Genomic DNA, 16,932 nt, shown 5'->3' with positions numbered 1-16,932 from the left:
CATGTGGCTCTCCTGCGGGAGTCACCGGCGTCGTGACCGGCAGAAACCCGAGCTGCGTATCAAAGCTTGGCGATCGAAACTTCAGTCGCCTTGACCAGGGCCAAGACTTCGGTGCCAACCCGTAATTGCAGATCCTTGACCGAGCGCGTGGTGATCACGGACGTGACGATTCCATGCGGCGTCTCGACGTCCACTTCGGAAACGACGGGACCGTCGATGATTTCCTTGATGCGTCCGCGGAACTGATTTCTGGCGTTGATTGACTGGATGGGCACGACGTTCTCCATTGGGTATTTGACCAAGGGGCATTGTGGGCAGTCAGAACGGGCGCGGCAAATAACAAGATATGCATAGCTTATTCTTCGGGATCTCTGCTTTGCTTTGTATTGTATGGAGCGCGACGGGTGGCAGAGTGCAGCAAGACCAACTGCCGCGGCGACCAGAGCTACCGCGCGAGGAGTCGGTACGACTCGCGCGGCAGCGTGTTCGTCGACCGCCAAGAACTCCTGGCCACGCCGCACGACCGGCTCCGTGCCGCGCGCATAAGCATAGAAAAACTTTGTCTTTGCGGGATGTTGCGCCGTGGCCTAAGGTTGACGCCTACGCGCTGAGTTCCCCGTGGTGAGTCCATGGATTCCGGCGGCCAGTTGCCGCCACACCGTCCCCAGTTGAGGAGATTCGCATGTCCAGATGGTTCGCAGACAATTCCCTTTCCATAGGCCGCACGCCGCTGATCAGACTCAACCGCATCGCCGACGGCGCGCCGGTCAACCTCTTCGCCAAGATCGAGGGACGCAACCCCGCCTATTCGGTCAAATGTCGCATCGGTGCTGCGATGATTTGGGATGCCGAGCAGCGTGGTCTACTGGGCCCAGGCAAGGAACTCGTCGAACCGACCAGCGGCAACACCGGCATTGCCCTGGCCTTCGTCGCCGCGGCACGCGGGATTCCCCTTACACTGACCATGCCGGAAACCATGAGCCTGGAGCGGCGCAAGCTGCTGGTCGCCTATGGTGCCAAGCTGATACTGACTGAAGGCGCCAAAGGCATGGGTGGCGCCATCGCCAAGGCCGAGGAGATCGCGGAGTCGAATCCGGAGCGCTACGTGCTGTTGCAGCAATTCAAGAACCCGGCTAACCCGGCGATTCACGAGAGCACTACCGGCCCCGAGATCTGGGACGACACCGACGGCGCTATTGATATTTTTGTCTCTGGGGTCGGAACTGGCGGCACCATCACCGGGGTTTCGCGTTACATCAAGAATACCCGTGGCAAACCTATCCTTTCGGTAGCGGTCGAGCCTTCTGCCAGTCCGGTGCTGACTCAGACGCTTGCTGGCGAAGCGCTCAAGCCGGGTCCCCACAAGATCCAGGGCATCGGTGCCGGCTTCGTACCGCAGGTGCTCGACCTCTCGCTGGTCGATGTCATCGAACAGGTGTCGAACGAAGAGGCTGTCGAGTACGCCCGCCGCCTTGCCAGGGAGGAAGGCATTCTCTCCGGGATCTCATGCGGGGCGGCGGTGGCTGCGGCTGTTCGCCATGCCAGGAAACCTGACAATGCCGGCAAAACCATCGTGGTCGTGCTGCCCGACTCGGGCGAGCGCTATCTGAGTTCGGTATTGTTCGAGGGCGTCTTCGACGCCACTGGTCAGGCGCTGTAAGGCCCACCGCTTTCGAAATCTTGTTGAGCAATCGGCCATACTCTATCGATTCCTTTGAGGAATCTGGGGCGTGGGGTGTGGCAAGAAGGGGTGGCCGTAAGGCCGCTGCATCGGGAAGCCATTGTGACCCCGGTGCATTCTCGGGGGCAGGAGAGCACCGCCCATCTATCCGCCCGCCGCCCCATCGGCGTTGCTTTGCCCGCGTTTCTGGCCATATCAGGCACGCCCCCCGATGCCGAGGGCAGGGCGAGAACGTGGACAGGCGCCGGCAGGTAAGGGTTGCGCACTGGCCAGTGGTACATGGCGAGGAAAGTGGTGGCATTCAGGGTGGTGCCGTTCTCGCCGTGGAGCGTGGGCAGTCGGCTAGACCGCAGAAGTCGCGGCGCCGACGAGAGCCCCCGGCGGCAATGCTATAATCGAGTCTTTCCGCGCTTTCCCGATGCTCATCACCCGCCGCCTCGAGTTTGACGCCGGCCACCGCATTCCCGACCACAAGAGCCAGTGCCGCCATCTGCACGGCCACCGTTACGCCATGGAGATCACACTCGCCGGCGACATCATTCAGCGGGAGGGCGATCCGGCAAACGGCATGGTGATGGATTTTTCCGCAGTCAAGGCGCTAGCCGCGCGACACCTGGTCGACGCTTGGGACCATGCCTTTTTGGTATGGTCCGGCGACCGTCCGGTGGTGGAGTTTCTACGCTCGCTGCCGGACCACAAGACCGTGCTGCTCGATTGCGTGCCGACGGCCGAGAATCTCGCTCAGGAAGCCTTCGCCATCCTCGCCATGGTCTATCGCGACATCTACGCCAATCGGTTGCAGCTTGTCCGTCTACGCCTATACGAGACGCCCAACTGCTGGGCGGAAGCCGTGGCGCCTGACGGCGCGGACGATCGGGATCTCCGGTTTCACGCCGTCAGGCGCCAGCCCAAAGCCGGTTCTGACGTTTGACCGGCAATGGATTAAAATCCCCCCGGAGTCGCGACGGCGAACGGAGTCGGACTTGAGTCGACAGCACCACCCGGCCGGCTGTCCAGCAGGCAGCCATCCGCAACTCCCCCGAGCACCGGAAGGAAGCTGATGCCTCACCGAATTCTTCGTGTTCCCGAGCGCGGCATGCTCGACGCCTATGAGGCCCTGCTTGCCGCACGCCGCTTCACGGCCGACCCGGCGCAGAGCGCGGCCGCCGACCGTCTGCAGCGTCTCTACTACGCGCTGCTGTCGTTCAAGGTCGGGCGACGCAGCGCTCTGCGGCGTTTCTTTTCCCCGCCGGAGCTGCCGCGCGGCGTCTACTTCTGGGGCGGCGTCGGGCGCGGCAAGAGCTTCCTGATGGATTGTTTTTTTGACTCGGTGCCTTACCGACGCAAACGGCGGATTCATTTCCACGCTTTCATGCACAGCGTTCATCGGCAGTTGAACGAACTCAAGGGCGAGAGCGATCCGCTACTGCGCGTGGCAGACCGGATCGCTGCCGAGGTGCGCCTGTTGTGCTTCGACGAATTTCACGTTTCCGACATCGCGGACGCGATGATCCTCGGACGGCTGCTCGACGCGCTGTTTGCCAGAGGCGTCGTCTTTGTGATGACTTCCAACTACCCGCCCGAGCGGCTCTATCCGAACGGTCTGCAGCGCGAGAACTTCCTGCCGACGATCGCCTTGCTCAAGGAGCGTCTGGACATACTGGAGATCGATGCTGGCGTCGATTACCGCTTGCGGACGCTCGAACAGGTCGAGATCTTTCACTATCCGGCCGATGCGGCGGCGGAATCGAAAATGGCGGAGTATTTCGTCGCCATGGCCGGTGGCGAGGGCGCCGCGGCGGGCAACATCGAGGTTCTCGGTCGCCAGATTCCGACCTTGCGGCGCGGCAACGGCGTGATCTGGTTCGACTTCAAAGCACTCTGCGGTGGCCCGCGTTCGCAGAACGACTATCTCGAACTGGCGCGTGGCTATCACACCGTACTGCTGTCGGCCATCCCGAGAATGCCGCCCAGCATGTCGTCCGAGGCCAGGCGCTTTACCTGGCTGGTCGACGTCTTCTATGACCACAAGGTCAAACTGATCGCCACCGCCGATGGTGCGCCCGAGAGCCTCTACACTCAGGGAACGCAGGCTGGCGAGTTCTTTCGCACGGTCAGCCGTTTGACCGAGATGCGCTCCCGCGAGTATCTCGGACTGCCGCATCTGTCCTGAGCGGCAAGGCTGCTTTCGGCGGCGAGTTGATCACGTGTTGGCGACGCCGGCCCGGCCAACGGCCAGGGTGATACGGAAGTTACCGCTGCCCTGACCATTGGTCGCCAAATCACCGTCAGGCGGCCGCCAGCGCCTGCTCCAGGTCGGCGATCAGGTCGTCGATGTGTTCGATCCCGATCGACAGGCGAATCATTTCTTCGGATACCCCGGCCTTGGCGAGTTCGGCCGGCCCCAGTTGCCGGTGCGTGGTCGACGCCGGGTGGCAGGCGAGCGACTTGCTGTCGCCGATGTTGACCAGGCGTGTGAACAACTGCAGGGCGTCCTGAAAACGCGCTCCGGCTTGCGAACCGCCACCGTCGGCCGCCTTGACGCCGAAGGTCAGAATACCGGAGGCTTTACCGCCCATGTACTTGGCCACCAGCGCGTGGTCCGGGTGCTCGGCCAGGCCGGCGTAATTGACCCACGCCACCTTGGCATGGCCCTGCAGGTAGCTGGCCACCCGTTCCGCGTTGCTGCAAATGCGCTCCATGCGCAAAGGCAGCGTCTCCAGTCCCTGCAGGATCAGAAAGGCGTTGAACGGCGAGATCGCCGCTCCCATGTTGCGCAGCGGCACCACGCGGGCGCGGCCGATGTAGGCCGCCGGACCGAGCGCTTCGGTGTAGACGACGCCATGATAGGAAACGTCCGGCTCGTTGAGGCGCTTGAACCTTGCCTTGTGCTCGGCCCACGGGAAACGACCGCTGTCGACGATCATGCCGCCGATCGAGTTGCCGTGACCACCGATATATTTGGTCAGCGAATGTACGACGATGTCGGCGCCATGCTCGAATGGACGGCACAGGTAAGGCGACGGGACGGTGTTGTCGACGATCAGCGGCAGGCCGTTCCGGTGCGCGATCTCCGCCAGCTTCTCGAAGTCGGTGACGTTGCCCAGGGGGTTGCCAACCGATTCGCAAAACAGGGCCTTGGTTCGGCCGTCGATCAGCTTCTCGAAACTTTCGGGCTCGGCATGGTTGGCAAAATGGACGCCGATACCATACTGCGGCAATGTGTGGGCAAACAGATTGTAGGTTCCGCCGTAGAGCGTCGAGGCCGAAACGATGTTGTCACCCGCTTCGGCGATCGTTTGAATGGCGTAGGTAATCGCGGCTTGCCCCGAGGCCAAGGCCAAGCCGCCGATACCGCCTTCCATGGCAGCGACTCGCTTTTCGAGAACATCCTGCGTCGGGTTCATGATCCGTGTGTAAATGTTGCCGGCCACCTTGAGGTCGAACAGGTCTGCTCCGTGCTGGGTGCTGTCGAAAGCGTAGGAGGTCGTCTGGTAAATCGGTACGGCGACGGCCTTGGTCGTCGGTTCGGGGCTGTAGCCGGCGTGGACGGCGAGAGTTTCGAGTTTCATGCGGGATCTCCGTGCGTGGCGCGGTATCAATAAGGGACTGAATCTTAGCACCTCGCCGGCCGGGATTGGCGGCCCTGCGAAGGCGCACGGAGAACTCTCAGCCGGCCAATCGGCGACGAGTTGAAGCGGATCGGCATCGACACCGTCAGCCATGTCGTCAGCCTGACCCATACCGATCAGCACTTTGCCCAGATCGTCGAAGCCATAGCGCCGAAGGGCAAGATCGGGCTGATCGACGACCCGGCGCCGATCGACATCAACAAGCTGAAGAGCGTTTCGCTGCGCTGGGAACTGATGTTCACCCGCTCGCTCTTTCGCACCGGGGACATGATCGGGCAGCACCGTCTGCTCAGCGAGACGGCCGCTCTGGTCGACGCCGGAATCATCCGGACGACGCTGGGCGAACATTTCGGGGCCATCAACACCGCCAATCTGAAGCGCGCGCACGCACTGATCGAGTCGGGCAAGGCGCGGGGCAAGATCGTACTCGAAGGTTTCGCCGGTTGAATGGTCTTCCCTCCATCGCCAGAGGTTCCAGGACGGGCCCGCTAGCGACCACGGTTGGCGATTGACAGCGCTCGACGGCGGTCCATATACTGCCAGCGGTTCGACCTGTCCCTGGCGGGATTGCGGAAGCGGGTGGAACCTGCCGAGCGGACGCCACCAGGGCGAGATCGACTTTCCGGGCCGGGTCCGCTCCTCCGAAAGATCGCGAGTTGCACGCAGGAAGGAGACCGGAACATGAAGCGCGAACTTCCCGACCTGACGGTCACTCCGCCGGTAGTTGGCGAAAAGGTGACCCTCGTTATTGGCCCCGACGGGAAGCAGTACGATCTTCCCGTGCTCGGCGGAACGCACGGCCCCAAGGTCATCGATGTGCGGCGGCTGTACGCCGAAACAGGCTATCTCACCTACGACCCGGGATTCATGTCGACCGCCAACTGCGACTCGGCGATCACCTACATCGACGGCGAGCGCGGCGTTCTCCTGCATCGCGGCTACGCGATCGAAGACCTTGCCGCGCAGGCGGACTTCCTCGAGGTCTGCTATCTCTTGCTCTACGGAAAGCTGCCGACGTCGTCGGAACTCAGCGCCTTCGGCCACCTGATTGGCCACCACAACATGGTCCACGAACAGTTCAAGCGGTTCTTCGAGGGTTATCGCCGGGATGCCCCGCCAATGGCGGTGATGGTGGGTACGGTCGGAGCGCTCAGTGCGTTCTACCATGACATGATCGACATTACCGACGCCGAAGCGCGAATGGTCGCCACGCACCGCCTGATCGCCAAAATGCCGACGATCTGCGCGATGGCTTTCAAGTACTCGCTCGGGCAACCCTTCCTCTACCCGCGCAACGACCTGGGCTACGCCGAGAATTTCCTGCGCATGGCTTTTGGCATCCCCGCCGAGCCCTACGTGGTGAACCCCGTTCTAGCGCGCGCCATCAACCGCTTCCTCGTGCTGCACGCCGATCACGAGCAGAACGCCTCAACCGCAACGGTGCGCATCGCCGGATCGAGCCATGCCAATCCCTACGCGTGTGTCGCGGCAGGGATCACGGCGCTCTGGGGACCGGACCACGGCGGCGCGAACGAGGCGGTGGTGAACATGCTCGAGGAAATCGGCAGCAAGAGCCGCATCCCCCTCTACATCAAGCGTGCCAAAGACAAGAGCGATCCTTTCCGGCTTACCGGCTTCGGTCACCGGGTCTACAAGAACTACGACCCACGGGCAGCGATCCTGCGCGAATCGTGTCACGAGGTGCTCGCGGAACTCGGCAAGAAAAACGAACCCCTGTTCGAACTGGCGCTCGAACTCGAACGTATTGCGCTCGACGATGAATACTTCGTCGAGCGCAAACTCTTCCCGAACGTCGACTTCTACTCGGGCATCATGCTGCGCGCCATCGGCTTCCCGACGACAATGTTTCCACCGCTGTTCGCGCTTGGCCGCACGATCGGCTGGATCGCCCAGTGGAAGGAAATGATCGAAGCGCCGGATCAACATATTGCGCGACCACGGCAGCGTTACATCGGCCAGCCGATTCGGCCCTACCTGACTCTCGCCGAACGCTGATACGCCAGTCGGCGATCGCCTCGCGGAGCGCGATCGCCGACGCTATTCCTGGCCAGCCTTCTCGGGTAATTGGCGCTGCATCAGGGCAAAGAAGCGGTCATAGAATGGACCGGCAGGAATCGTTTCACTACCCACCTTGACCAGGGAATCGCTGGAAGCCGCCAGCGGGATCGACAGTGAGCCGATCGCGGCGACGCCGACGCTGGCCGAATTGGGGTTCTTCTTGAGCGCGTAGCGGTCCTGGATGGCATTCACGTAAGCTGTCGCAACCCTCCCCGCCCCGCCCTCCGGCGCGCAGACCACGTTGAAGACGATCTGCACATGCACTTCTCCTTCGGGCTGGAAGTTCTTGCTGGCGCTGACATAGTCTCGCCTGACGGTAGTCATCAGGTAGCCCTGGCTGAGCAGGGCGCGACGCGCCGCCTCGCAGGTCGCGTCTACGTCGGCGTCGAACAGGCGAGAAAAGGTTTCGGTGGCTTCGAAACCCTCGTTCTGATAGACCGTGACAGTATTTCGCGAATGACCGCAAGCGGCCAGCAAACCGAGCAACATTAGACCGGCAAGCGCCCGGCGGATGGCGAGAACCCACGATCGGGCGGCACACGACTCAAGCGGAGGCGTGGGAGGAGCAGGCGGGAATGCCAGCTTAGGACGGGAATCGGTCAGCACGCAAGGAGTATACGTGGCCCTGTCAGGCACGGTCAAACGGCCCGCCGCCACGCCCGGAAACCTCTGGTCCGGCCTCCGCGCTGCCTGTGCGAAAGAGTCTAGAGTTCCGAGATTTTTCCATCGCTTCATTGAGTTGCTAAAGGTCGTGGCGAACTCGATACGTCTATCGCATGTCTACGCTCGTGGCATCGGCACTTGAGCACTTTAGCCGCTCGGCGACTGGATGGCACGGGCGCGGCGTCCGCTCCGCGCCGCCGAAGCGGCATGGCCCAGAGTGAGTACGCATTCAGGCGCACCTTCACACGGCTGCCCGGACTTGTTGGGCGCCCCGGTCTCGGATTACACTCCATCAGGCGGACCGGCAGATTCGCGGCCAGCGGCTGCGTCCCACCGCGGCCGGGGTGGATTTCACTCCGGCGTACACGCCATAGCGGAGATCGCCATGCACAAGTACTCGTCTTTGTGGGCCGGGTTGTTCGTGATACTGCTGATTCCCGACTTTCGCCAGGCACCGGTCGCTTCGCCGAGTCCGGCACGGCTCTCGGCCCAGCGGCTTCTGGAAATCGCGCAGTACTATGCCGGCAAGCGGTCCGGCGCCGACTCCTGGAGCCATGCGCGATATCCTTCCGTGGCGTCCTCGAGTGCGTCTGGGTACGTCGTCATTCGTCGTTCACAACGCAATGCCAGCACGGTCAATCAAGGTTCCGGCAACGTCGCCGCCAACGAAGTCGGGCTCATCGGGGATCCCTACATCAGATAGCGGCCGCGGCCGGCGTTGGAAAGGTATTCCACAGACGACGGGAGCTGAATCCACGGCGCAGACCGAGTCGATTGGCGTCAGTAGGGTGCGGACGGTGGCGACGATGTTGGGACCCTTGTTAAACATCGCGCACTCGGCCAGGATGCTCATCGCGGCAGCCGAGACCTCGGCTCGCGAGGGCGAGCCTTTCTTCGCCATGTCCTCGAGGATCTGTGTGGCCCGGATCACGGGAACGTGTGCCGCCTCGCACAGCCACAGGATCTCCTGCTGTACTTCCGACAGGCGCTCGAAACCCACTTCGACCGCCAGATCGCCGCGCGCGATCATCACGCCGACCGGAGACGAGTGGAGGCATCGCCAGGAGGATGCGGGGCAGATTCTCGAACGCCTCGCGGTTCTCGATCTTGAGGACGGCTCCGAGATGGCGGGTTCCCAGTCGGTAGAGTTCGTCGTGCACGTTCGACGTCGGCGGGCTGTCGTACGAACGAGAGCGCGATCGTGTCGGCCAGATGACGCGGCCGCGCGCGCGGTGGTCGAGCGCGAAAACTCTCCGCGGCTGTTCGTTTCAGCCGCCTGTCGTGGCTTCCGGGCAAGGCTTGCGGAAGCTGCCGCTCCCTTCTCTCAATTCAGGAGCCACCCGGGCACTCGTCGTCGGTGCTCGTCGGCGGCTCTTTGGCGCGCGCGCTCGCCTGCCGGTGCCGCGCCGCCTTGGCCAGGAGATGCGCCGTCACCGGCGCGGTGACGAAGAGAAAGAAGAGGACGGCCAATTCGTGCAGACTGAGGCCGGTGGCGTCGCCGGTCGAGAAGAAGATGGCGGACGCCAACAGCAAGGCACCGACACCGAGCGTCGTCGCTTTCGTCGGGCCGTGCAGGCGGGTCAGGAAGTCCGGCAGGCGTGCCAGGCCGACCGCTCCAAGCAGAACGAACAGCGCACCGAGGACGATCAGTGCCGCGACGGCGGCTTCAGTCGCGGCGTTCATTCGATGAGGTCCCCACGCAGCAGGAACTTGCACAGCGCCACCGTGCCGACGAAGCCGAGCAGGGCAAGCAGCAGCGCAACCTCGAAGTAGGCCGTACTGGCGTCGTGGATGCCGAACAGCACCAACAGGGCAATGGCGTCGATGCCGAGCGTATCGAGGGCCAGAATGCGATCGGTCGTATCGGGTCCGCGCAGGAGTCGATAGAGGGTGAGCGCCAGCGCGACGCCGATCAGGACGAAGCCGATCTCGATGGCGGCGGTCAGCATCCGAACATCTCCCTGAGCGGCATTTCGTAGCGCTGCTTGATTTCGCGCACCAGCGCCTGCGGGTCGGGGGCGTCGAGCGCGTGGATGACGAGCACCCAGCGTTCCCGGTCGACGTCTATCGACATCGTGCCCGGAGTCAGCGATACAACGCTGGCCAGCAGCGTGGCGACGAAGGGTTCGCGCAGATCGAGTGGCACGTCGACCAGGGCAGGCGACAGGCGGTGCAGCGGCCCGCTGACCTGGCGTGCGACTCGCCAGTTGGCGGTCACGATGTCGACCGCGAAGACGCCGAGGAAACGCAGTGCCCGCCAGGGCTTGGCGAGGCGTGGCGGATGCGGCCAGAAGGATCGTGTCAGGCGCGGCACGGCGATGGCCAACGAGGCGCCAAGCAACAGGAGAGCGGGCGACGCCGCATTGGTGAGCACCGTCCACAGCAAAAAAATGGTCAACGAGAGCAAGGGTTGCGGGAAGGTTTGTCGGATCATCGCGCCACCTCGTCGCCCAAGTTCGCCGGCCGCCGGCCGAGCACAGCGTCCACGTAGCCGCCTGGCGCGTGCAATTGGTGCGCCGCGCGCGCGCTGTAGTCGGCCAGCGGACGGGCGACGACAGCCAGCAGCGGTCCGCCGGCGACCAGCAGCAGGGTGGCGGCGGCTTTCCGCCCGCCGCCGGCGATCGGCCGTGTGGCCTCGGCGAATGTTCCGTTGCGCCAGATCAGCAGGCAGCCGTCGCGCGCCAGGGCGATCATGACGATGAAGCCCGCCGTCAGCAGGACGACCCAGATCGCCGTTCCAGCAGGGGCTTCACGCAGAGTACTGAGCAGCATCAGCTTGCCAAGGAAGCCCGAGAAGGGCGGCAGTCCGGCGACCGTGATGGCAGCGATCAGGAAAGCGACTTTCAGCCAAGCGGCGGGCGGCGGTCCGGCCCGAAAATGATCGCCGGCCGCGCCGCGCTGCTCGGCGATGACGCCGGCCAGGAGAAAAAAGGCCGCCGTCGCGACGGTCGATTGTACGAGATAGAACAAGGCTGCCGCGTCGACCCGAGGGCTGGCCTGCGCTGGCGTCAGCAGCAGGGTGCCGGCCGACAGCAGCACCAACCACGCGCCCAGGGCGCGCAGCCGGCTGGCCGCCAGGATACCGAGCCCGGCGAAGACGACGGTGGCCAGCGCCAGCGTCGTCAACCAGCGGTCGAGCAAATCCGGGAGAGCCGGCGCCAGCGCGACGCACTGCAAGCGCAGCAAGGCGACGATGCCGACTTTGGTCATGATCGCAAACAGCGCCGCCACCGGCGCGCCGGCGGCAGTATAGGTGTGCGGTAGCCAGAACGACAGCGGCAACAGGCCAGCTTTCAGAACGAAAACCGCGACCAGCAGCGCGCACGCCAGCCGGGCGAGCGCCGGGTCGTGTCCGGGCAGCGTCAGACGATGCGCCAGATCGGCCAGATTCAGAGTTCCCAGAGTCCCGTAGAGCAGTCCCAGGGCGATCAGAAACAGCGCCGAGCCGACGAGATTGAGCACCACGTAGCTGATTCCCGCGCGTGTTCTGGCCAGACCGCCGCCGTGCGCCAGCAGCGTGTAGGAGGCAAGCAGCATGACTTCGAAAAAAACGAACAGATTGAACAGATCGCCGGTCAGGAACGCGCCGCACAGGCCAACGACCTGCAACTGGAACAGTGGGTGGAAGTGTTGCCCACGTTCGTCGAAACCGGCGCTGGCGTAGAGCAGTGCGGCGAAAGCGAGGATGGCGGTGAGCAGCGTCATGCCGGCCGCCAGCCGGTCGACCACCAATACGATGCCGAAAGGCGCCGGCCAGTCGCCGAGGGCGTACACGCGCAGCACGCCGTCGTCGGCGAGCCGCGTCAACCAGGCGGTGACGAGCACCAGCAGCACGGCCGCCAGCAATCCGACCGTACGCTGGAATGCCGGCCGCTGGCCGGCCATCTGCAGCAGCGCGGCGACAAAGGGAATCAGGATCGGCAGGATGAGCGCGTGAGTGTTCACCGCGGCTCTTCCGGCGCGTCGACGTGGTCGCCACCCGACTCGGACAACGCGCGCAAGGCGAGCATCGCCAGATAGGCGGTCATTCCGAAACCGATGACGATCGCCGTCAGCACCAATGCCTGCGGCAACGGATCGGTGTAGGTGCCGCCGGGGCGAATCAGCGGCGGTGCGCCAACCTGCAGGCGGCCGCTGGCAAACAGAAAGAGGTTGACAGCATACGAGAGCAGGGTCAGGCCGAGCAGGATCGGAAAGGTGCGCGCGCGCAGGATGAGAAACACGCCGCAGGCGCTCAGCACGCCGACGGCGATGGCCAGCAGTGCTTCCATCAGGCTTGCTCCGCGCCGCGGCGGGCGCGCAGCGATAACTGGCCGAGTCCCGACAATACGCTGACCACGACTGTGACGACGACGAGATAGACGCCGAGGTCGAAGATCATCGCCGAAGCCACTTCGATCTCGCCCAGCAGCGGCAAGCGCACGTGGCCGTGCGCACTGGTCAGAAACGGACGACCGAAGGGCCAGCTCGCAAGGCCGATGCCGGACGCCAGCAAGAGACCCAGCGCCAATAGCCTGACCGGACGCTGGGGCAAGCGGGGTTGCGCGAAAGCGATGCCGTTGGCCAGGTACTGCAGAACCAGCGCGACGCTGGTGATCAAGCCGGCGACGAAGCCGCCACCGGGAAGTTGGTGGCCACGCAGGAAGACGTACACCGACACGGTCAGCGCGAGCGGCAGCAGCGGCCGCATGAGCATCGACAGAAACAGGGGATGCGCTTCACCGGCCCAGCGCCGACCATCCCCGTCGCGCGCCGGAATTCTCAGAACCAGGCGATCGAGCAGCGCGTGCGACGCGAGAGCGACCATCGCCAGGACGGTGATTTCGCCGAGCGTGTCGAAACCGCGGAAATCGACCAGAATGACATTGACCACATTGGCGCCGCCGCCACCGGGCAGCGCTTCTCGCAGATAGAAATCGGCGAGCGTGGAGTGGTCCGGTGCCGTCAACATCTGCAGCGTGACCAGCGCCAGGCCGCCGCCGCTGAGCAGCGCCAGAACGATGTCGCGGATCAGCCGGCGGGCACTGCTGTTCGGTGCGTCGCGCGGCGGCAGGTAGTAGAGGACGAGCAGCATCAGGACGATGGTTCCCATTTCGACGGCGAGCTGAGTCAGCGCGAGATCGGGGGCCGAAAGGCGAACGAAGGTCAGCGTCACGCTCAGTCCGACGACGCTGACCAGGATCACCGCCAGCAGTCTTTCCCGGTACAGTACGGTCGCGCCCACCGTGCCGAGCAGGAGGACGAACAGGGTAGCGAGCGCGGCCTCGTTCGCCGGCTGCCCGGCCGGCCGGATGCCGCCGCCACCGAGGGCCGAGAAGAACGACCAACCGCCGAGCAGCACGACAAAGGTGAACAGCAGCGCGCTGTAGCGTTGCAACGAACCGTTGTCGAGCTTCGCCACCGTCCGGCGGGCGCCGGTGGCGAGCCAGCGGTAGAAGCGCTCGAAAGCCGTGCGCGGGTGCATCGGCGGCAACTGCTCCTGCCAGGCGAACAGAGGTCGTCGCAGGGCATAGATCAGAATACCGCCGACGAGCGCCACGAGGCTCATCAGGAGGGGTCGGTTGAAGCCGTGCCAGAGCGCCAGTTGGAAGTCCGGCAGCGGCGCCTGAAGCGCCGCACCGGCGGCGGCGGCGAGCAGTGGCTGAACCGTCCAGGCTGGGAAGATGCCGACCAGCAGGCAGAGCAAAACCAGCAGCATGATCGGAGCACGCACCCAGCGCGGCGGCTCGTGCGGCTGGCGAGGCAGGTCGACCGGCTGACCATTGAAGAACACGTCGTGCACGAAACGCGACGAGTAGGCGACGGCCAGCATGCCGGCGATCGTGGCAAACAGGGGCAAGGCCCAGCCGAGCGGTGCGAACTGCGGGTAGGCAACCGTTTCGGCGAAAAACATTTCCTTGCTCAGGAAGCCGTTCAGCAAAGGTACGCCGGCCATCGAACCGGCAGCGATGATGGCCAGCGTCGCGGTGATCGGCATCACGCGGAACATGCCGTTGACGCGCCGCATGTCGCGCGTGCCGCATTCGTGGTCGATGACGCCGGCTGCCATGAACAGCGAGGCCTTGAAGATCGCGTGGTTGATGAGGTGAAAGACGCCGGCGACCACCGACAGCGACGTATCGAGACCGAACAGCAAAGTGATCAGGCCGAGCTGACTGATCGTCGAGTAGGCCAGCAGCCCCTTGATATCGTTGCGAAAGAGCGCCGTCATCGCGGCGTAGACGAGAGTCAGCGCGCCGCTGCCTCCGACCAGCCAGAACCAGAGGTCGCTGCTGCCGAGCGCGGGGTAGAGACGGGCGAGCAGAAAGACGCCGGCTTTGACCATCGTCGCCGAGTGCAGATACGCCGAAACCGGCGTCGGCGCCGCCATCGCACTCGGCAGCCAGAAGTGGAAAGGAAACTGCGCCGACTTGGTGAAAGCGCCGAGCAGGATCAGGACGAGCGCTAGGGCGTAATGCGGGTGTGCTCGGATCTTCTCGCCAGCGGCGAGAATCACCGTCAGCTCATGGCTGCCGGCGATCTGGCCGAGCAGCAGGATGCCGGCGAGCAATGCCAGACCACCGCCGCCGGTGACCGCCAGGGCCATGCGGGCGCCGACCCGCGACTCGTACTTTTCGCTCCGGTAAGCGACGAGCAGAAAGGACGACAGGCTGGTGAGTTCCCAAAAAATCAGCAGTAGAAGCAGGTTCTCGGAGAGAACGATGCCGAGCATCGCCGCCATGAAGAGCAACAGGAGCGAATAGAAGCGGCCGAGCCGGTCGCTCGGCGGCAAGTACCAGGCGGCGTAGAGGACGACCAGCAGGCCGATGCCGAGAATCAGCAGGCAGAACAGCAAACCGAGACCGTCGAGACGCAGGCTGATCTCGAGTCCATAGGTCGGCAGCCACGTCAGGCGGGCGATCTCGGTCTGACCGGCGAAGGCGGCCGGTGCCAGTGGCAGCAGCAGGGCGAGGCAACTCGCCATCACGGCCGCAGCGGTCAGTGCCGCGGCTTCGCGCCCGTAGCGCTGCAGCAGCAGCGGCAGGGTGAAAGCCGCCAAGGCGGTGGCCGGGATAACCGGCAGCAGAACGCTCGAGTTCAACCAGTTCACAGAGTTCCCAGCGAGAAGAGTTGTCCGGGGCGTGACGCGGCGGGTGCCTGATGTCCGATTATAGCGGTGCTGGAGTGTTTTCCCAGTCGGGCGGCCGGAGCGTCGTGGCACGATTGGCCTGCGCCCGTCGCACGAGCACCTAGGAAAGGCCCCCGCCTCGCCAGCCCGTCCCGGCCACTCACCGCCGTGGCGACAAGTCCCTGCCTGTGCTGAACTCGTATCTAGCCACACTTGTCCCTGGGCACGATCGACAAGGTGACCAGATCATTCAGGTCACCCGAAGCGGTGACCGACCGGCCGCGCGGAAGCCGCCGTCACATTCCGCTTCGGCGGACTGCGCCGCTCTCGATGCCTCGGCGTGTGCGCATTTCGAACACAAGTCGACTCAGCCGTTGGCCATGAGTCGAAGGAACTTTCCGGAAATCTCAGCCCTTCGCCTCATCAGCGCCGACGGAGGTCTTCTTTATGCTCCGGTCCGATAGCCACCCTTGCCGACTGTCTGATCGTCCGTATTTCGTCACCTCCGAGGCGACCCAAAACCTCGGGAAGACGAGCATCAGGCGAGGACGAGTGGGTATCAACGTCAAATGCGTACGAGAATTGCGGACGCTGGCGCATAGCCGTGGTTCGTCCCCGATTATCCCCTCGCGGCCGCACCGACCGCCTATTTGATCGCGCCGTGAATTTGCTCCGACATACGCGTGGCAATCTCTGTCACACCTGCGGAAAATCCGGCTCGTACCGAATCGAGGTTTTTTAACACCACCTCAAAGTCAGAGTAGGTGAATGCTTCGTCCGAGACGATAGCCCATTTCTTACCCTCCCTGGCATCGGCGCCATAGTAAAGCGTTTCATAATACAGAGCATCCGGGAGTCCTTTGACAAACATGATCGCTGTCGCATTCACACGGGGAAGATAATCGATTGTCCACGGCGGGGAGTAGAGGCCGACTTGGGAAAAATAAAGGTGCAATAGCGCATCAGCGGAATAGGTTACTTCTTCGTAATCGATATTGTCGGGATCATCGGCCATCCTGGACAGATCATCCAACACGTGTACGGTATAGCCGAGCTTGCGCAGCGAGGCGGTCATGGCATCAGTGAACTCTTGTCCCGGCGCGAACTTCATCGAGACGAGCTTCTCCGTGAGCGTCCTTGTCTTCGTCCTGTTTTCCATGACATAGGCGAGACTGACAACCGGAGGTATCAATATTCCGATTGCACCGTTACGGTTATCAACGTAATATACGCTTGGCGTCGTCGCGGGAACAATCGCAATTGAGGTGATAATAGGCTTAGGTATGCTCACCGGGGGTTTGCTTGCGCAGGCGGTGAGCACGAACGCGACAACAATGGTCAAAGAAATGCGGGCAATCGATCCTCCAGCAAAGGGTTTCACAACTAACAGGGGATAGAGCCACCAAGTAAAGCTGGGGAGATTAAGGACTAGGCTATTGGCTAACCTCCCTCATCAAACCGTGCATACGATTTTCCTGCGCACGACTTTCCAATGTTCTTCACGGCGAGGCATGCGCCAAGTTCCCGACCTCTGCCAAGAGAGGTTGATACGGCCCGTAGCATTCGTACGGATTGCGGGGCCAAGTCCGTACCAAGTCCGTAAAGTGCTACAGATCGCGTAGCCTATCAGCCACCGCTTCGGCTTGGCAAGATGACTTTGTCAAGTCGTTAATCGGCCGAAGGAGCAGAAGTGATGGCTGGGTGGGAGTGTAGCGTAGGCAAGGAGTTACGACCAGGCTTGTGTAGGATCCAGCGATTAACAACTTTCC

Annotated in this window: 14 protein-coding genes and 2 pseudogenes; 5 read left to right on the top strand and 11 right to left on the bottom strand. The window is 63.4% G+C overall.

Annotated features, from left to right (window positions below; translation table 11 throughout):
* Positions 1-59: 59 nt before the first annotated feature.
* On the bottom strand, positions 60-275 hold the full coding sequence (locus tag Q1M07_RS15225) for a molybdopterin-binding protein (protein WP_169071047.1): 216 nt from the start codon (positions 273-275) through the stop codon (positions 60-62).
* 407 nt (positions 276-682) lie between these two features.
* Between Q1M07_RS15225 and cysK the strand changes: the two genes are divergently transcribed.
* The 3 genes from cysK (at position 683) to zapE (ending at position 3,854) form a co-directional block, all read left to right on the top strand.
* A complete protein-coding gene (gene cysK / locus Q1M07_RS15220; RefSeq protein WP_300454809.1) occupies positions 683-1,660 on the top strand; it encodes a cysteine synthase A in 978 nt (325 codons plus the stop codon).
* A 439-nt stretch (positions 1,661-2,099) separates the two neighbouring features.
* Positions 2,100-2,612, top strand: coding sequence for a 6-carboxytetrahydropterin synthase (locus Q1M07_RS15215; RefSeq protein WP_300454807.1), 513 nt, complete (start codon positions 2,100-2,102; stop codon positions 2,610-2,612).
* Between the two features lie 129 nt (positions 2,613-2,741).
* Positions 2,742-3,854, top strand: coding sequence for a cell division protein ZapE (gene zapE, locus Q1M07_RS15210; RefSeq protein WP_300454805.1), 1,113 nt, complete (start codon positions 2,742-2,744; stop codon positions 3,852-3,854).
* Between the two features lie 115 nt (positions 3,855-3,969).
* Here zapE and Q1M07_RS15205 read toward each other — a convergent pair whose 3' ends face one another.
* Positions 3,970-5,253 (bottom strand): aminotransferase class I/II-fold pyridoxal phosphate-dependent enzyme, encoded by a 1,284-nt coding sequence (locus tag Q1M07_RS15205; protein WP_300454803.1) that lies wholly within the window; start codon positions 5,251-5,253, stop codon positions 3,970-3,972.
* Between the two features lie 99 nt (positions 5,254-5,352).
* Here Q1M07_RS15205 and Q1M07_RS15200 point away from each other — a divergent pair.
* Together Q1M07_RS15200 and gltA are read left to right on the top strand one after the other, a co-directional pair.
* Positions 5,353-5,760 (top strand): annotated as a pseudogene (locus Q1M07_RS15200) (zinc-binding dehydrogenase); the annotation flags it as partial.
* 234 nt (positions 5,761-5,994) lie between these two features.
* On the top strand, positions 5,995-7,329 hold the full coding sequence (gene gltA / locus Q1M07_RS15195; RefSeq protein ID WP_300454802.1) for a citrate synthase: 1,335 nt from the start codon (positions 5,995-5,997) through the stop codon (positions 7,327-7,329).
* 42 nt (positions 7,330-7,371) lie between these two features.
* Here gltA and Q1M07_RS15190 read toward each other — a convergent pair whose 3' ends face one another.
* From Q1M07_RS15190 to Q1M07_RS15150, 9 genes and pseudogenes are all read right to left on the bottom strand, one after another.
* Positions 7,372-7,881: a DUF2242 domain-containing protein gene (locus tag Q1M07_RS15190; protein ID WP_300454800.1), complete on the bottom strand. Its 510-nt coding sequence runs from the start codon at positions 7,879-7,881 to the stop codon at positions 7,372-7,374.
* A gap of 787 nt (positions 7,882-8,668) precedes the next feature.
* Positions 8,669-9,267, bottom strand: a pseudogene (locus Q1M07_RS15185) (pyruvate kinase); the annotation flags it as partial.
* Positions 9,268-9,384: 117 nt separating this feature from the next.
* Positions 9,385-9,738 (bottom strand): Na+/H+ antiporter subunit G, encoded by a 354-nt coding sequence (locus Q1M07_RS15180; protein WP_300454798.1) that lies wholly within the window; start codon positions 9,736-9,738, stop codon positions 9,385-9,387.
* Positions 9,735-10,004, bottom strand: a complete 270-nt coding sequence (locus Q1M07_RS15175) for a K+/H+ antiporter subunit F (RefSeq protein WP_300454796.1) — start codon at positions 10,002-10,004, stop codon at positions 9,735-9,737. Before Q1M07_RS15175 ends, Q1M07_RS15180 begins: the two co-directional genes overlap by 4 nt.
* Positions 9,998-10,489, bottom strand: coding sequence for a Na+/H+ antiporter subunit E (locus Q1M07_RS15170; RefSeq protein WP_300454794.1), 492 nt, complete (start codon positions 10,487-10,489; stop codon positions 9,998-10,000). The genes Q1M07_RS15175 and Q1M07_RS15170 overlap by 7 nt, the downstream gene beginning before the upstream one ends.
* Positions 10,486-12,000: a monovalent cation/H+ antiporter subunit D gene (locus Q1M07_RS15165; protein ID WP_300454792.1), complete on the bottom strand. Its 1,515-nt coding sequence runs from the start codon at positions 11,998-12,000 to the stop codon at positions 10,486-10,488. Before Q1M07_RS15165 ends, Q1M07_RS15170 begins: the two co-directional genes overlap by 4 nt.
* Complete coding sequence (locus Q1M07_RS15160) at positions 11,997-12,326, bottom strand: Na+/H+ antiporter subunit C (protein ID WP_300454790.1); 330 nt, start codon at positions 12,324-12,326, stop codon at positions 11,997-11,999. The genes Q1M07_RS15165 and Q1M07_RS15160 overlap by 4 nt, the downstream gene beginning before the upstream one ends.
* Positions 12,326-15,136, bottom strand: a complete 2,811-nt coding sequence (locus Q1M07_RS15155; protein WP_300454815.1) for a monovalent cation/H+ antiporter subunit A — start codon at positions 15,134-15,136, stop codon at positions 12,326-12,328. Before Q1M07_RS15155 ends, Q1M07_RS15160 begins: the two co-directional genes overlap by 1 nt.
* 673 nt (positions 15,137-15,809) lie before the next feature.
* Positions 15,810-16,544 (bottom strand): hypothetical protein, encoded by a 735-nt coding sequence (locus Q1M07_RS15150; protein WP_300454788.1) that lies wholly within the window; start codon positions 16,542-16,544, stop codon positions 15,810-15,812.
* Positions 16,545-16,932 lie beyond the last annotated feature (388 nt).

It is taken from the genome of Accumulibacter sp., from assembly GCF_029255285.1.
Classification (GTDB): domain Bacteria; phylum Pseudomonadota; class Gammaproteobacteria; order Burkholderiales; family Rhodocyclaceae; genus Accumulibacter.
The sequence above is the reverse complement of the archived record's forward strand: the minus strand, read 5'-3'. Positions and strand labels throughout refer to the sequence as shown.

What these genes read in the sequence shown, in the direction of transcription:
- Q1M07_RS15170 (WP_300454794.1), bottom strand. Translation starts at nt 10,489, where the DNA reads ATGATCCGACAAACCTTCCCGCAACCCTTGCTCTCGTTGACCATTTTT.
- Q1M07_RS15205 (WP_300454803.1), bottom strand. Translation starts at nt 5,253, where the DNA reads ATGAAACTCGAAACTCTCGCCGTCCACGCCGGCTACAGCCCCGAACCG.
- Q1M07_RS15160 (WP_300454790.1), bottom strand. Translation starts at nt 12,326, where the DNA reads ATGGAAGCACTGCTGGCCATCGCCGTCGGCGTGCTGAGCGCCTGCGGC.
- Q1M07_RS15175 (WP_300454796.1), bottom strand. Translation starts at nt 10,004, where the DNA reads ATGCTGACCGCCGCCATCGAGATCGGCTTCGTCCTGATCGGCGTCGCG.
- Q1M07_RS15180 (WP_300454798.1), bottom strand. Translation starts at nt 9,738, where the DNA reads ATGAACGCCGCGACTGAAGCCGCCGTCGCGGCACTGATCGTCCTCGGT.
- cysK (WP_300454809.1), top strand. Translation starts at nt 683, where the DNA reads ATGTCCAGATGGTTCGCAGACAATTCCCTTTCCATAGGCCGCACGCCG.
- zapE (WP_300454805.1), top strand. Translation starts at nt 2,742, where the DNA reads ATGCCTCACCGAATTCTTCGTGTTCCCGAGCGCGGCATGCTCGACGCC.
- Q1M07_RS15215 (WP_300454807.1), top strand. Translation starts at nt 2,100, where the DNA reads ATGCTCATCACCCGCCGCCTCGAGTTTGACGCCGGCCACCGCATTCCC.
- gltA (WP_300454802.1), top strand. Translation starts at nt 5,995, where the DNA reads ATGAAGCGCGAACTTCCCGACCTGACGGTCACTCCGCCGGTAGTTGGC.
- Q1M07_RS15190 (WP_300454800.1), bottom strand. Translation starts at nt 7,881, where the DNA reads ATGTTGCTCGGTTTGCTGGCCGCTTGCGGTCATTCGCGAAATACTGTC.